14 protein-coding genes are annotated in these 15,853 nt (G+C 39.5%); 6 read left to right on the forward strand and 8 right to left on the reverse strand.

Annotation, left to right across the window (positions count from 1 at the left end):
- The first annotated feature begins 74 nt into the window (after window positions 1–74).
- Window positions 75–1,172 (forward strand): tRNA (uridine(54)-C5)-methyltransferase TrmA, encoded by a 1,098-nt coding sequence (gene trmA / locus GTK47_RS01615; RefSeq protein ID WP_165121908.1) that lies wholly within the window; start codon window positions 75–77, stop codon window positions 1,170–1,172.
- A 123-nt stretch (window positions 1,173–1,295) separates the two neighbouring features.
- Here trmA and GTK47_RS01620 read toward each other — a convergent pair whose 3' ends face one another.
- Window positions 1,296–1,697 (reverse strand): YijD family membrane protein, encoded by a 402-nt coding sequence (locus tag GTK47_RS01620; RefSeq protein ID WP_165126430.1) that lies wholly within the window; start codon window positions 1,695–1,697, stop codon window positions 1,296–1,298.
- Window positions 1,697–2,383, reverse strand: coding sequence for an HTH-type transcriptional repressor FabR (gene fabR, locus GTK47_RS01625; RefSeq protein ID WP_165121909.1), 687 nt, complete (start codon window positions 2,381–2,383; stop codon window positions 1,697–1,699). Before fabR ends, GTK47_RS01620 begins: the two co-directional genes overlap by 1 nt.
- Window positions 2,384–2,582: 199 nt before the next feature.
- On the opposite strand from fabR, the gene sthA reads away from it, so the two are divergent.
- On the forward strand, window positions 2,583–3,980 hold the full coding sequence (sthA, locus tag GTK47_RS01630) for a Si-specific NAD(P)(+) transhydrogenase (RefSeq protein WP_165121910.1): 1,398 nt from the start codon (window positions 2,583–2,585) through the stop codon (window positions 3,978–3,980).
- On the opposite strand, the gene oxyR is transcribed toward sthA, so the two are convergent.
- From oxyR to argC, 5 genes are all read right to left on the reverse strand, one after another.
- Window positions 3,972–4,889, reverse strand: a complete 918-nt coding sequence (oxyR, locus tag GTK47_RS01635; RefSeq protein ID WP_165121911.1) for a DNA-binding transcriptional regulator OxyR — start codon at window positions 4,887–4,889, stop codon at window positions 3,972–3,974. The genes sthA and oxyR overlap by 9 nt on opposite strands.
- 233 nt (window positions 4,890–5,122) lie before the next feature.
- Complete coding sequence (gene argH / locus GTK47_RS01640; RefSeq protein ID WP_165121912.1) at window positions 5,123–6,505, reverse strand: argininosuccinate lyase; 1,383 nt, start codon at window positions 6,503–6,505, stop codon at window positions 5,123–5,125.
- 77 nt (window positions 6,506–6,582) lie between these two features.
- Window positions 6,583–7,791 (reverse strand): argininosuccinate synthase, encoded by a 1,209-nt coding sequence (locus GTK47_RS01645; protein ID WP_165121913.1) that lies wholly within the window; start codon window positions 7,789–7,791, stop codon window positions 6,583–6,585.
- 75 nt (window positions 7,792–7,866) lie between these two features.
- Complete coding sequence (gene argB / locus GTK47_RS01650; protein ID WP_165121914.1) at window positions 7,867–8,640, reverse strand: acetylglutamate kinase; 774 nt, start codon at window positions 8,638–8,640, stop codon at window positions 7,867–7,869.
- 20 nt (window positions 8,641–8,660) lie between these two features.
- Complete coding sequence (gene argC / locus GTK47_RS01655) at window positions 8,661–9,665, reverse strand: N-acetyl-gamma-glutamyl-phosphate reductase (protein ID WP_165121915.1); 1,005 nt, start codon at window positions 9,663–9,665, stop codon at window positions 8,661–8,663.
- Window positions 9,666–9,765: 100 nt separating this feature from the next.
- Between argC and argE the strand changes: the two genes are divergently transcribed.
- A complete protein-coding gene (argE, locus tag GTK47_RS01660) occupies window positions 9,766–10,929 on the forward strand; it encodes an acetylornithine deacetylase (RefSeq protein ID WP_165121916.1) in 1,164 nt (387 codons plus the stop codon).
- A 147-nt stretch (window positions 10,930–11,076) separates the two neighbouring features.
- Here argE and poxB read toward each other — a convergent pair whose 3' ends face one another.
- A complete protein-coding gene (gene poxB / locus GTK47_RS01665; RefSeq protein WP_165121917.1) occupies window positions 11,077–12,801 on the reverse strand; it encodes a ubiquinone-dependent pyruvate dehydrogenase in 1,725 nt (574 codons plus the stop codon).
- A 569-nt stretch (window positions 12,802–13,370) separates the two neighbouring features.
- Between poxB and GTK47_RS01670 the strand changes: the two genes are divergently transcribed.
- Genes GTK47_RS01670 through GTK47_RS01680 form a run of 3 tightly spaced genes read left to right on the forward strand, consistent with a single transcriptional unit; the run spans window position 13,371 to window position 15,816 of the window.
- A complete protein-coding gene (locus GTK47_RS01670; RefSeq protein WP_023583450.1) occupies window positions 13,371–14,192 on the forward strand; it encodes a DUF3100 domain-containing protein in 822 nt (273 codons plus the stop codon).
- Complete coding sequence (locus GTK47_RS01675; RefSeq protein ID WP_165121918.1) at window positions 14,189–14,638, forward strand: hypothetical protein; 450 nt, start codon at window positions 14,189–14,191, stop codon at window positions 14,636–14,638. Before GTK47_RS01670 ends, GTK47_RS01675 begins: the two co-directional genes overlap by 4 nt.
- Window positions 14,638–15,816: a M20 family metallopeptidase gene (locus GTK47_RS01680; RefSeq protein WP_023583449.1), complete on the forward strand. Its 1,179-nt coding sequence runs from the start codon at window positions 14,638–14,640 to the stop codon at window positions 15,814–15,816. Before GTK47_RS01675 ends, GTK47_RS01680 begins: the two co-directional genes overlap by 1 nt.
- Window positions 15,817–15,853 lie beyond the last annotated feature (37 nt).

A 15,853-nucleotide genomic window follows, 5' to 3' on the forward strand; every position in this document is an offset into this window, starting at 1 on the left:
CTGGACATCTTCATGAGGATCTCTACAATTTCGCTCGCTTAACTTTATTACTGCCAAAAAAAAGGCGAGATACCATGCAGAATTCATTACCAACGCAAACATATCAGTCTCAACTGAATGAAAAAACACAACGTCTACAAACGATGATGGCTCCTTTTAATGCGCCTGAAGCAGAGGTTTTTTCATCACCAGAACAGCATTATCGTATGCGTGCGGAATTCCGTATCTGGCATGAAGAAGATTCTCTTTATCATATTATGTTTGACCAAGAGACTAAACAGCGTATTCGCGTTGATCAATTTCCGGTTGCCAGCCAGCTTATTAATAAAATGATGGCAGCCTTGTTAGCAGAAATAAAAGATAAACCGACACTCAGAAAGAAACTGTTTCAGATAGATTATCTTTCTACATTGAGTAATAAAATTATTGTCTCACTGCTTTATCACAAGAAAATTGATGAAACTTGGCAACAAGAAGCAATGACATTACGCCAATCATTAATTGCTCAAGGTTTTGATGTGCAATTAATCGGTCGTGCATATAAAACAAAAATTATGCTTGATAACGATTTTATTGATGAAGTGCTACCCGTTGCTGGCAAAGAGATGATTTATCGCCAAGTTGAAAATAGCTTCACGCAACCTAATGCACAGGTCAATATTAAAATGTTGGAATGGGCATTAAAGGCAACAGAAAATGCAAAAGGCGATCTGCTTGAGCTGTATTGCGGTAACGGTAACTTTTCATTAGCGCTTGCACGTAATTTTGATCGCGTGCTGGCAACAGAAATAGCCAAGCCTTCTGTTTATGCCGCGCAATATAATATTGCGATGAACCATATTGATAATGTAAAGATTATTCGTATGTCTGCAGAAGATTTTACTCAAGCAATGAATGGAGTAAGGGAATTTAAGCGCCTAGAAGGGATTGATTTAAAAGATTACCAGTGTGAAACCATTTTTGTTGACCCACCTCGTAGTGGTTTAGACGAGAAAACTGTAGAGTTGGTTAAAAGTTACCCTAGTGTTTTATACATTTCTTGTAACCCAGAAACACTGTGCCAGAATTTAGAAACGCTAATTAAAACACATAAAATCAGTAAATTAGCTTTATTTGATCAGTTCCCATACACCCACCATATGGAATGTGGCGTGTTATTAGAAAAAAGATAACTGCTTATTTTATTTGTTATAGATAAAAAACCTCCAATAGCACAAATAAAAACAAAAACACCAGCAAGATAACTTGCTGGTGTCAAAATTTCGCTGTGTTTACAACAAAGAGATAAGTACAGACTAGTACTGTTCTGCTTGTGATGCTCTTTCAGCTTCTTCTGCCTGTATACGTAGGCGTTGACGCTGTTTGAACTGACGATAAATCCACAACGCAACAATAACGATACAAACTGAAGAGAAGAAATTTGAACCCCATTCAGGGTTAACGGTTCTGGTGTAAGCGTTATAACCGAAGAAACCTAATAAAAAGAATGAAAAAATCAGCTTAGGCATACCATCGGTCATAGGTTGATTTAAATAGCGCTGATATAAACAGTAAACTGCCAAGATTAAACTAATAAGTGGAAAAACTGACCACGTCTCAATAAACGGGTTAAAAAGGCTTGAATAAGTACCATGTAAAGCAACACCAATAACTGTAGCAAGTAATAGCGTGCTTTTTTCACAGCGATTTTGTTCCATCATTTATCTCCTTTCTGATGCGTTTTTTTCTTTATCTCTGGGTTATCTTGTAGAGGTATTTGCGTTTCTTGCTCACGTCGATACCAATAATAGGCACCTTTAGCAATCATTCGCAGTTGTATAACTAATCTTTCTTCTAATTGTTGACGCTTTTCAATATCGATATCCAGTGCTTCTGCGCCTGCACTAAATACAATAGTGACCATTGCTTCAGATTGCATTTCTGTAAAATAACGTGGCATGTGGCTCTCTTGCTCAAGATAGTCTGCCAGTTCTGCAATAAAATGTTGGATCTCTCGTGCGACAGCTGCACGAAATTCAGCTGAAGTCCCAGAACGTTCACGAAGTAATAATCGAAATGCATTAGGATTATTACCAATAAATTCCATAAAAGTAGCTACGGATGTTCTGATAACACTACCACCTTTCGCAATACGTTGACGTGCTTGGCGCATTAATTGGCGTAACATCAATCCACTTTCATCAACCATTGTAAGCCCAAGTTCATCAACATCTTTAAAATGACGATAAAATGAGGTGGGTGCAATACCAGCTTCTCTAGCCACTTCTCGTAAACTTAGACTTGTAAAGCTACGCTCGGCACTGAGTTGGCTAAAAGCAGCTTCAATTAAAGAGCGACGGGTTTTTTCTTTTTGTTTAGCTCTGACGCCAATATTATTACTCACAGAAATCCTGATAATCCTAATTTGGTTTATACTCAATATATCAAACTTTGTTAAAAAAGCAGTGCGTACAATCATCTCTCAAGACACATTCTCATAAAAACTCAACAAAGTGTGACTAATGCCCTTAATGTCAATTGGGCTATTATTCATTCTAATGTTAATATAGCGTTGTCGGTTTGTATAAAACAGGTCTCTTCCTATGCAACATTCTCATTTCGATGCAATTGTGATCGGTTCAGGTCCTGGCGGTGAAGGCGCGGCCATGGGGCTTGTTAAACAAGGAAAGCGCGTCGCAGTTATAGAACGTTATAACAAAGTCGGTGGCGGCTGTACTCACTGGGGAACCATTCCTTCAAAAGCTCTACGTCACGCAGTAAGTCGTATTATAGAGTTTAATCAAAACCCGCTTTACAGTGACCAATCTCGTCTTATTAACTCCTCTTTTTCTCAGATACTTCGCCAAGCTAGTACCGTAATTAGTCAGCAGACTAAAATGCGTCAAGGTTTCTACGAGCGTAATAATTGTACAATGTATTCGGGTGAAGCTGCGTTTATTGATGAGCACAGGATCAGTGTGCGTTATCCTGATGGTACTTGCGATATTCTTTCAGCAGATAACTTTATTATTGCAACAGGCTCGCGACCTTATTGTCCACCAGATGTCGATTTCTCTCATTCTCGTATTTATAACAGTGACACTATTCTCGATTTAGAGCATGAACCTCAGCATGTCATTATTTATGGTGCTGGTGTCATTGGTTGTGAATATGCCTCTATTTTTAGAGGATTAAGAGTAAAAGTAGACTTAATTAATACTCGTGATCACCTATTGTCTTTTCTTGATCAAGAGATGTCTGATGCACTTTCTTATCACTTCTGGAATAACGGCATTGTTATTCGTCATAATGAAGAATATGAAAGTATTGAAGGTGTCGATGATGGTGTGATTGTTCACTTAAAATCAGGTAAAAAAGTCAAAGCAGATTGCCTACTCTATGCGAATGGTCGAACAGGAAATACAGACACACTTGGCTTAGAAAACGTGGGTATTAAAACAGATAGTCGTGGACAAGTTTCTGTTAATGCACATTACCAGACCAGTTGTGAACATATTTATGCAGTCGGTGATGTCATTGGCTACCCAAGTCTGGCTTCAGCCGCTTATGATCAAGGTCGAATTGCAGCTTTGGCGATCACAACCGGAAAATCAGAAACACATTTAATTGAAGATATTCCGACAGGGATCTACACCATTCCTGAAATTAGTTCTGTTGGTAAAACAGAGCAACAACTCACTGCAATGAAAATTCCTTATGAAGTGGGTCGTTCTCAATTTAAACATCTAGCAAGAGCGCAAATTGCGGGCATGAATGTAGGGAGTTTGAAAATTCTCTTCCACCGTGAAACCAAGCAGATTTTAGGTATTCACTGTTTTGGTGAGCGTGCGGCTGAAATTATTCATATCGGCCAAGCGATTATGGAACAAAAAGGTGAAGGTAATACTATCGAATATTTCGTTAATACAACCTTCAACTATCCAACAATGGCAGAAGCCTACCGAGTTGCTGCACTTAATGGTTTAAATCGCTTATTTTAATGCGTTTTGTTTTTCTGCATAAAATGCGGTCATATGTTCACGGATTGTCTCCGCTAACTGTTCATAACGATTACGCAAAGGCGATCCGGGACGATAAACCAAAATAATAGAACGTGATGGATTGGGATCAGTACATTCTAGATAACAAACCCCATCACGTTTTTGTTCTTGAGGTACCGATAAATCAGGTAATAAGGTTATTCCGCTACCAGCAGCGACCATATTACGCAAAGTCTCTAAACTCGTTGCTCTAAAATGTGTATCTTCTTTAGCACCCGCTTGGAAGCAGAACCCTAACGCTTGGTCGCGTAAACAGTGCCCATCTTCTAACATTAATAAACGCTGACCCGCTAAGTCGCCCATCGGCACAGACTCACGTTCATGCCATGGATGCTCTTCATAAATTGCCAATTTCATGGGCTCTTCAAATAGAGGCACTTCAATAAACGGCGCACTCTCTTTGACCATTGCTAGAATTGCACAATCAAGCTTTCCGCTATCTAATTGAGCTAATAAGCTATGAGTTTGAGCTTCATGAAGATACATCTCTAACTTAGGGTAGTTTTTATGTAATTCAGGAATGATATGAGGCAATAAATAAGGGCCAACAGTAGGAATAAGCCCAATATGTAAAGGCCCTGCCATACTTTCGCCTTGCAATGAAGCCATTTCTTGTAGCACTTTGACTTCACGTAAAACGGTTTTCGCTTGATCCACCAGCAACAAACCTTGTTGAGTAAATAGAACCTTACGGCTAGTTCTTTCAAGCAACATCACACCAAGTTCATCTTCAAGTTTGCGAATTTGACCACTTAATGTTGGTTGACTCACATGGCAAGAATCTGCCGCACGACGAAAATGTTTATGCTCAGCTAGAGCCACCAGATATTCCAAGTCACGGATATTCATTGCAGATCCCACATTTATTGCTGATAGTTAATGTCTATAGATAATATAGTAACTGATAAATTTTTCTATCAGTCGAATGTTATTCTGTCTCTCTTTTTCGATATTTTCTGAATAAACAACTCAAACAAAAATAATTTCTTTCAATATTATCGGCAATTAAAAATAAAAGAACAGAGTGAAATTCACTCTGTTCTTTTTTAATAACAATAAGTTGTCTCAGATAAACGCTTTTCTTATTTATCCATATCTAAAACTTCTTTGGCTTTTGCTATCGCATAAGCAACCTGTTTTTGAGAAACACCGCCTTTTGCAAGACGTTTATCTAAGCAAGATTGAAGCGATAAAATATCGTACACATCAATCATGATTTTACTGTTAAACATCTGTAATTCAGAAAGAGGAAGTTCTTCAATCGCTTTACCTTGCTCAATAGCGCAAACAACCACTTCACCCACAATATGGTGAGCTTCACGAAATGGCACGCCTTTAGCAACCAGATAATCTGCCAGTTCAGTGGCATTCGCATAACCTTGTTTAGCCGCTTCTTCACAACGAGGGCGACGGATTTGGATCCCATCAAGAACAAGCGTTGCCATATGCAAACAATCAGACCATGTATCGATAGCGTCAAACAGCCCTTCTTTATCTTCTTGCATATCTTTATTGTAAGCGAGAGGCAGGCCTTTTAAAGTCATCATCATGCCTGTTAATGCGCCTTGTACTCGTCCACATTTCCCACGGATAAGCTCCAGTGCATCTGGATTTTTCTTTTGTGGCATTAATGATGAGCCAGAAGTCACTTTGTCTGATAATTCAATAAAGCCCGCTTCACCACTATTAAAGAAAATAAGATCTTCTGCAAAACGAGATAAATGCACCATACCAATAGCTGCAGAGGATAATAGCTCTAAGACATGATCACGATCGGATACACTATCTAAGCTATTATTGGTTGCGCTCGCAAAACCTAACCATTCCGCTAATTGTTCACGATCGATATCATAAGCCGTTCCGGCTAAAGCCCCACAACCTAGCGGACTAACATCTAAACGTTTTAATGCATCCGCTAAACGACTTTCATCTCTGGCTAGCATTTCATTGTACGCTAAACACCAATGCGCAAAAGTGACTGGCTGAGCGCGCTGTAAATGAGTGTAACCCGGCATCACAGCATTTTGATTTTGTTCTGCGGTGATAACTAAGGCTTTTTGTAGCTCAACAATCGCTTGGCGAAGGTGAATAACTTCTTCTTTACACCATAGCTTTAAGTCTGTTGCGACCTGATCATTACGGCTGCGGCCTGTATGTAATTTTTTACCTAAATCGCCCACTTTGGCGATAAGCTTACTCTCAACCCAGCTATGAATATCTTCAGCATCACTTTGCAAGATAGACTGTGGGTTTGCCGTTACTTCTTCTGATAATTCATTTAACGCTTGCTCAAGTTGAGCTTGTTCATCTTGCGACAATACGCCAACTGTGACTAACGCTTTAGACCAAGCTACTGAGCCAAAGATATCCTGTTGTGCCAGTCGAAAATCAAACCGCAGTGAATCATTGAATTGTTTAAACCGTTGATCAGCTTCCTGACTAAAACGTCCACCCCAGAGTGCCATAATCGCTTCCTGTATTTATTCTGTGTAATAAAAAAGAGTGAGAGTGATGCTTGTTAGCACCACTCTATTGCCTTACGTTATTTCTTGCTCAGTGCACGAATACGAGATGGCAGGGAATATAAACGGATAAAGCCTTCAGCATGGCTGTGATCGTAAACTTCATCTTCACCAAAGGTTGCAAACTCTTCAGAGTATAGGCTGTTGTCTGATTTCTTCTGAATAGCATTCACATGACCTTTATAGAGCTCTAAAACCACTTCGCCATTCACATCTTTTGCCAGCGATTCAGCGGCAGCTTGTAGTGAAGCACGGATTGGCGTAAACCAACGTCCATCATAAGCCACATAAGACATCTCTAAGCCTAGTTGCTGACGCCATTTAAATGCATCTCTATCAAGAACAAGTTGCTCAACACCACGCAGAGCCGCCATCATGATAGTGCCCCCTGGGGTTTCGTAGCAGCCACGAGATTTCATTCCCACTAAACGGTTTTCAACAATATCAATACGTCCGATACCGTGTTTAACACCTAATGTATTTAGTGTATCTAAACATTCAAAAGGTGATTGTGTTTTACCGTTTACTGCGACCACTTCACCCGCTTTAACTGTAACCGTGACTAATTCTGGTGTTTCTGGTGCTTTTTTAGGATCAACGGTCCATGCCCAGCAATCGTCATTTGAAGCATTCCACGGGCTCTCTAATACGCCACCTTCTGTTGAAATATGCCATGCGTTTTCATCACGGCTATAAATTTTCTCAAGGGTTGCTGTTGTTGGGATATTACGAACTTTTAGATAATCCAACAGCGCTTCACGAGAACGTAAATCCCACTCTCTCCAAGGAGCAACCACTTTAAGCTGTGGAGCAAGTGCCGCATAAGTACTTTCAAAACGAACCTGATCGTTACCTTTACCCGTTGCACCATGAGCAACAGCATCTGCACCTAATTTTAATGCGAGTTCAACTTGTGCTTTAGCGATAACAGGACGAGCCATTGAAGTACCTAATAAATAGCTACCTTCATATAAAGCACCTGTTTTTAATACAGGATAGACATAATCTTTGATAAACTCTTCACGTAAATCAACGACGTAACACTCTGAAGCACCTGAGGCTAATGCTTTTTGTTCTACACCCACTAAATCATCACGGCTTTGACCAACATCAGCAACAAAAGCGACAACCTCACAGTTATCATAATGCTCTTTTAGCCAAGGAATGATTGCCGATGTATCCAATCCGCCAGAGTATGCCAATACGATTTTCTTAATACCTTTAGTCATAGTGATAACCTTCAATTCCCAATTTGTTTAAATTCTGCCAACTACCAAATAGCGATAAGATTTCTAGAGTGATTTTTAAGCTAAAATTCGGGTTCCTACTGCAACACCATTAAATAATGTCGTCAGTTTTTCAGCATTGCGCCAGCTTGCAATTTCAACAGGCCGTCCTAACGTTTTAGCCGCTTCCAATGCCGCGTTTACTTTCACTATCATGCCGTCAGTGATGATGCCCTGATCGATTAACATCTGTGCTTTCTCAGCTGACATCTCTGCAATCTTCTGACCTTTACCATCTAAAATGCCACTGACATCAGAAAGCAGGACTAAATCAGCACCTAATGTTTCAGCAATAGCGGTTGCCGCTTGATCGGCATTCACATTCATCAGCTCACCTTTTTCCGTCATCCCGATAGAACTGATAATAGGTAGATAGCCAGCCCTCAATAATAAATTGAGTAAATCAGGAGAGCCGGGAGTTGCATTTCCTACATGGCCTAACTCTTCATTGATTTGAGTGACTTTAGCTAATTGTCCATCACCCAAAGAAAGTCCCACACCATTAAGCCCAAACTTGGTTGCCCACGATAACAAGGTTTTATTGGCACTTCCGGCAAGCGCCCCTGTAATAATGTCTATCTGATCTGCGGGTGTGACACGAAGACCTTGCTTTTTCACCACAGGCAATTGCAATTTACCCATTAACTCATCCACCAAACAGCCACCACCATGTACGATGACTAAAGGACGAGAATGCGTTGAGCGATATTGTTGTAATGCAGTGAAAAACCGCGTTAACGCTTCTTCATTATCAAGGAGCACACCACCCAGTTTGATAATTAATGGTTCCATGAAACTTCCCTACTCATTATTTAAATAAGTGATTCGGTTTCTGCGAAACCAAACCGAATGTTCATACATTGCACTGCTTGTGCAGCAGCTCCTTTCAGCAAGTTATCTTCAACACCTACCACAATCAGATGTTCACCTTGCTGAGCAAATCCGATATCACAAAATGCGGTTCCGACAACGGCTTTTAATGCAGGTAATCCTTTTTCATAAACACGCACTAATGGTTTATCTTGATAAGCATCTTCAAAGACTTGTCTTACATCCTCTTGCGTCACTCCTGCTTTTAACTTACAGGTGATAGTGGCTAGGATCCCTCTCGCAAAATTGCCTAAATGAGGTGTAAAAATCACATCAATACCCAGATGTGTTGCAATTTCAGGTTGATGACGATGAGTAAACACGCCATAAGGTTGCAAACTCACCTCACAAAAACTGCTGGTTAGAGAGGCTTTTCTCCCTGCACCACTCACACCACTCGTCGCATTAATAACAGGCCACTGTGCTGTATCTAAAAGTCCCGCTTCCACTAAAGGTTTTAGCGACAACTGAGAGACTGTTGGATAACAACCCGGCACAGCAATTAATTGAGCTTGGCTAATAATGTCAGCATTCCATTCAGCTAATCCATAAACTGCCTGTGATAACCAATCAGTATTCTTATGCTCGAATCCATAGTATTGTTTATAAAAATGCTTGTTTTGTACTCGATAGGCGCCGGATAAATCGAATACCACACAACCTTGCTCTAAAAAGACAGGAGCGATGTCATGGCTAACTTCATGAGCTGTTGCGAGAAAAACGATATCAATGTTTTCAGCAGCTTTAGCAACATCAACCATCGGCTCAAGTGGCAGATCCACTAAACCACGATATTGTGGATGAAGTTCAGAAAAGCATTTTCCTGCATCTGCACTTTGAGCTGATACCATCAGTCTGCTCAAATTCACATGAGGATGCTGCTGAAGATAGGCGGCTAATTCAGCGCCAGTGTAACCACTTGCTCCTACAATCAGAGTATTTAACATGTCATTCTTACCTTGTACTATGAACATAAACCGATTAATGTATTTTTATTCAAAAAAAGTGCATGAATATTGATACTATTATGAAGAAAGGCTGTCAACAGTGAATATTAAATTACCTACATTTATTGAGATTTATCGTCAATTAATTGCAACACCCTCTATCAGTGCTACAGACGCTAAAAATGATCAAAGTAATGAAGCTCTGATTAATTTGCTTGCTAATTGGTTGGAAACATTGGGTTTTTCAATTGAAATTCAACCTGTACCTGAAACACGAGGCAAATTTAACCTTCTTGCAACATTAGGAACGGGAAAAGGAGGATTATTGCTCTGTGGTCACACTGACACAGTACCGTTTGATGAAGGCCGTTGGACACAAGATCCTTTTACACTGACAGAAAAAGAAAATAAGTTATATGGTTTAGGCACTGCTGATATGAAAGGCTTTTTTGCCTTTATTCTCGATGCATTGCGAGATGTAGATACTAAGACCTTAACTCATCCTCTCTATATTCTCGCCACTGCTGATGAAGAAACCTCTATGGCAGGGGCTCGTTATTTTGCTGCTAATACGGCAATCCGCCCTGATTTTGCCATTATTGGCGAACCCACATCGCTAAAACCTATTCGTGCGCATAAAGGGCATTTATCGAATGCGATACGTATCACTGGGCAATCAGGGCACTCTAGTGATCCAGAAAAAGGTGTAAATGCGATAGAGTTGATGCATGAATCGATTACTCACCTTAGTACACTGCGCGATACGTTAAAAACTCGCTATAACAACCCTGCGTTTGTTATCCCTTATCCTACGATGAACTTTGGCTATATTAATGGCGGTGATGCAGCAAATAGAATTTGTGCTTGCTGTGAATTACATATGGATATTCGCCCATTGCCGGGATTAACACTACAAGACTTGGATGATTTACTTCACGAAACATTAGCGCCAGTCAAAGCTCGTTGGCCGGGTCGTTTAAGTGTTGAAGCGTTACACGATCCTATTCCAGGTTATGAGTGCCCAACCGATCACAAAATGGTCGCGGTGATCGAAAAACTATTGGGTGAGAAAGCGCAAACAGTGAATTACTGTACTGAAGCACCATTTATTCAAGATCTCTGCCCTACTTTAGTTTTAGGTCCAGGTTCTATTGAACAAGCACATCAGCCTGATGAATTTATTGATATGGCATTTATTGAGCCAACGCGTGAATTAATGGGGCAATTAATTGAAAATTTCTGTTTAACAGAGAAAGCTCAATAATGAAAAAACCCTATCAGCTTATGTTGATAGGGTCTGGTCTATTTATCTACAATTTATACACTAAATAATTAGAGTTGTAGATAGGCGACTAGCTGATCGTAGTCAACCTCCCCTGCAACTTGAAGTATGACGAGTATAATTTAGGGATTAGCGTAACCAATTAGTCTTAGCAAGCTGAACAATTTCATCTCCTCGACCATTAATAATCGCCTTCATCATATACAGACTAAAACCTTTTGCTTGTTCAAATTTCACTTCAGGAGGCATTGAAAGCTCTTGTTTTGCAGTGACTACATCTACAATCACAGGGCCATCATGTTCAAAGGCTTCTTTAAGTGCATGATCCAGATCTTCACCTTTTTCTACTCGAATACCTTTGATACCAGACGCATTGGCAATAGCAGCAAAATCTGGATTATGTAAATCTGTACCATCCGTTAAATAACCACCCGCTTTCATCTCCATAGCGACAAAGCCTAATACACTGTTATTAAAAATAATCACTTTGACGGGTAAATTCATTTGAGCTAATGAGATAAAATCCCCCATTAACATGGTAAATCCGCCATCACCACACATTGCTACAACTTGACGCTTTCTATCTAACGCCTGCACACCAATAGCTTGAGCCATCGCATTTGCCATAGAGCCGTGATTAAACGATCCCAGTAAACGACGTTTTCCATTCATTTCAACATAACGAGCCGCCCATACTGTTGGCGTTCCGACATCACAGGTAAAAATGGCATCATCATTTGCTAGTTCACTTAATCGACGCGCCAAATATTGTGGATGAATAAGTTCACGCTCACTGGGTTGTGCTAGTGCATCTAGATCTTGCCGTGCTTTAGCGTAATGTTTTAATGAAGCATCAAGGTGAGTGGTATCTGTTTTTTCTTTTAAACGAGGCTGTATCGCATTTAGTGTGGCTTTAATATCGCCAATCATCGCCATATCCACATGGCAATGCGAACCAAGACTGCTTGGATTAATATCAATTTGAATAATATTGGCTTTTGATGGATAAAATGCCCGATAAGGGAACTGCGTACCTAATAACACCAAAGTGTCGGCATTTTCCATCGCATGATAACCTGATGAAAAACCAATTAGCCCTGTCATTCCTACACTGTAGGGGTTTTTCCACTCAATATACTCTTTCCCTCGCAATGCGTGTACAACAGGGGCTTTTAAGGTTTGAGCCAGTTTAATTACTTCATCACGAGCTTGAGCACACCCTGCACCACACATTAAGGTGATATTTTTTGCATTATTCAGCGCATCGGATAGTTTTTCGATTTCGAAACGATTGGGCATGATGAGTGGAAACTGCAATGGATACCAGTTTTCGTGTGCATCTTCTGGCGCTGGTTTTAGTGCAACATCTCCCGGTAATACAACAACCGCAACCCCTTTTTTCAAAATAGCCGTTCGCATCGCAATGGCTAGCACTTGGGGGATCTGCTCTGGGTTTGAAACTAATTCACAGTAATGACTGCATTCGCGAAAAAGTTCTTGAGGATGTGTTTCTTGAAAGTAATTGCTACCAATTTCAGCAGAAGGAATATGCGCGGCAATGGCTAACACAGGAACATGATTACGATGGCAATCAAAAAGCCCATTGATAAGATGTAAATTTCCCGGTCCGCAAGAGCCGGCGCAAACCGCTAATTGGCCATTAACTGCGGCTTCTGCCCCTGCGGCAAACGCCGCGACTTCTTCATGGCGGGTTCCCATCCACTCAATTGTTCCCATCTTTCGCAAGCTATCACTTAATCCATTGAGAGAATCGCCTGTCACGCCCCAAATACGTTTTACACCTGCATTATGGAGTACTTTAGCAATATAAGTTGCAACGGTTTGCTTACTCATGGTGATATTTTTCCTCTGTTTTGGGTAAATTGCGCCTCTGCGAGCTACACTTATCTCCTTCCCATATTCTGTTTCTCTTCCTCACCAGCTTGCAGAGAAAATAATCTTACTAACTCAAATATAAAGGATAACACCAATCACTGTAATGTCACTGTCGTGATAAAGTGAGTGCTGATAAAAATGTAAAAATAAAATATCACTTCCAAATACATTCATTAAACTTATAATAACCGCACCAAATAAGAATATATCTCATTAATAACGTATTATTATTTACTAAATGATGGACAAAATCTTTTTATAGGATTATTTTAATAATTAAAATAATTTTTAATAAAAGTTTTCTCCCTTCACATCTTTATTAACAATTAAGCTGACTCATTTCAGCCTTACTCACTGTCTTTATTAAAAAATTTAACTTTCTTCTATTTGTTAATAAATTTATCACCATTGTATTATTTCATGCCCCATGAAAAAGAGGTATGAAATAAACATGACATTGGTCACGCTACCTTTTGCTTTTTGTCCTCTAGAATAAAGCCTGATTATTTTTCAACGGAGATTAACGGATGGACAAAAGTAGAAGTCCGATAAAGGTTTTCTTTATTAGTATTCTGGCAGTCCTTTTCTTAATTTTTATTTCACAATATGTCATTGGTAAAAAAGAAATTAAGATTGGCATTGCGGTAATACCTATTTTACCAATGCTATTTGCCGTAATTATTGGTATGTGTATATCTGCTGGATTTACCCGTAAAAAAATTAAAGTATGGGGTAAATTATTCACAGAAAAAGAAGAAGGCTTCTGCGGTAAAATGGTAGGTTTCAGCCTGCTTATTTTAGGTACGCAATATGCAGGAATGATTGTTCCTAATATTAAAATGATTTTAAGTGTCGGTATTCCATTATTTGTTCAGGAACTCGGCAACTTATTACCAGTATTAATTGCGGTTCCATTAGCCATTAAATTTGGATTTGGTCGTCGTGCAATTGGTGCTTGTTCATCTATTAGCCGTGAACCTTCCATCGCTGTTATTCAAGGTAAATTTGGTACGGGCTCTCAGGAATATATTGGTGTATTAGCCATTTATTTATGTGGTTCTGTTATCGGTACTTTATGGTTTAGCGTATTAGGTAGTATTGCTCCATTAACGGGATTACACCCACTTGCTCTTGCTGCAGGCTCTGGCGTGGGTTCAGGTTCAATGTTAAGTGCAGCATCAGGTGCATTAATTAATGGTCTTGATGAAGCATTAGCACAGCAAGTATTAAGTGTTGCCGCTGCATCTAACTTATTATCTTCAGCACTAGGCGCACTGTCATTAACCTATTTAGGTTTACCTCTTTCAGAAAAAATTTATAAAATTTTCACCAGAGGCAAAACTGCATGAAAAATATAATTATTGATATGAAATTTGTATTCGTTGCTATTTTACTGGCAATGTTTACTCAGACGTTAACATCAGGGATCGCTCTTTATGCAATGTGGGATAGCTTTATTGCTATGTCATTAGTGGTATTTATTTCACTCATTGCAAAACATTATTTACCTTCATCTTTACCAACATTTGCTTATGCAACAATTATCGGGATCCTTATTTGTTTACCCGAAACTCCAGTAAGAGATTTCTTTATTAGTTCTATTGGTAAAGTTTCTTTCTTATCTTGTTGTGTTCCTTTATTAGCATTTGCTGGTTTATCTGTTGGTGGTCAATTAGAAGAACTTAAGAAAATGTCATGGAAAGTTATTCTTATTTTCATGATTGTTTCAACTTGCTGTTTCTTTGGAGCATCAATCGTCGCGCAAATTGGATTTACTATCCAGGGAGTTATCTAATGAATAATATTTATAATGTCAGTGAAAAACTCTTTCAATTAAATGACTTTAGTAAAAAAACACGACAAGACTTACACAAAATACCTGAGTTATCAGGTGAAGAATATAAGACATCAAAGTATTGCCGTGAATTAATGGAAAGTTTTGGTTATCAAATTAAAACTTTTGATGGATATACTGGCTTCACAGCAGACTTAATTGTTAATTCTGAATTTCCATTAATTGCTATCCGTGCTGATATGGACGGATTAGAAATGCCAGACTTAACCAATAATGAACATAGTTCAGTTCACCAAGGTTGTGCACACAACTGTGGTCACGATACTCATATGACTATGGCATTAACCAGTGCTAAATATCTTGCCGAAAATAGAGAAGAGATGAGCGCGAACGTTCGCTTTATTTTCCAAATGGCTGAAGAAGATATGCGTGTGCCTGGCGCTGAAAAAATGGTTGAACTCGGTTGCATGGAAGGCGTTGATGAAACTTACGCACTTCATAATGATGCAGCGATTGAAACAGGTTGTGTGCGCTTTAATGATGGTGTGATGTCATCTTATGGCTCAGCATGGACATTAGATGTTTATGGTGTTTCTGCTCATGGTTCAACACCACACAAAGGTTTAGATGCCATTCGTGAAGCAACGCGCTTAATTGATTATATGGATTATGTTGTTGCGAAGAAAACAGATCCATTTAGCCCTGCCGTCTTTGGTTGTGGCATGATCAATGGGGGAACAATCCCTAATGCATTAGCTGATCACGTACAAGCTCGCGGTACTATCCGCTCTATGGATGAAAATACCGACCAAGTACTGAAAGCAAGTTTTGATGAAATCGTTGCACGCAGTACAGCTGGCGGATTTAAAACCACATTAAGCTATAGCGGATACCCTGCTGTTGTGAATCACCCAACTGCACATCAGCGTTTATTAGATGCGATGCGTAAATTCTTACCAGAAGAAAATATCGAATCGAACGGTAAGCCAATGACAGGTAGTGAAGACTTTAGCTATATGGTTAACGCTACAAAAGGTAAAGTTGGTGCAATGTTCTTCTTAGGAAGTGGTAATCAAGCGAAAGGTATTAATAATTACCTTCACGCAAATCCTTATTTTGTCGATGATGATTGTTTATTAGTCGGTGCTCAGATTTTTGTTAATATTCTGACTCGCTAATCTCGATTATTCTGCCCTAAGCCCGTTATTGCCCCCG

Origin of the sequence: Proteus sp. ZN5 (assembly GCF_011046025.1) — a bacterium.
Lineage (GTDB): Bacteria > Pseudomonadota > Gammaproteobacteria > Enterobacterales > Enterobacteriaceae > Proteus.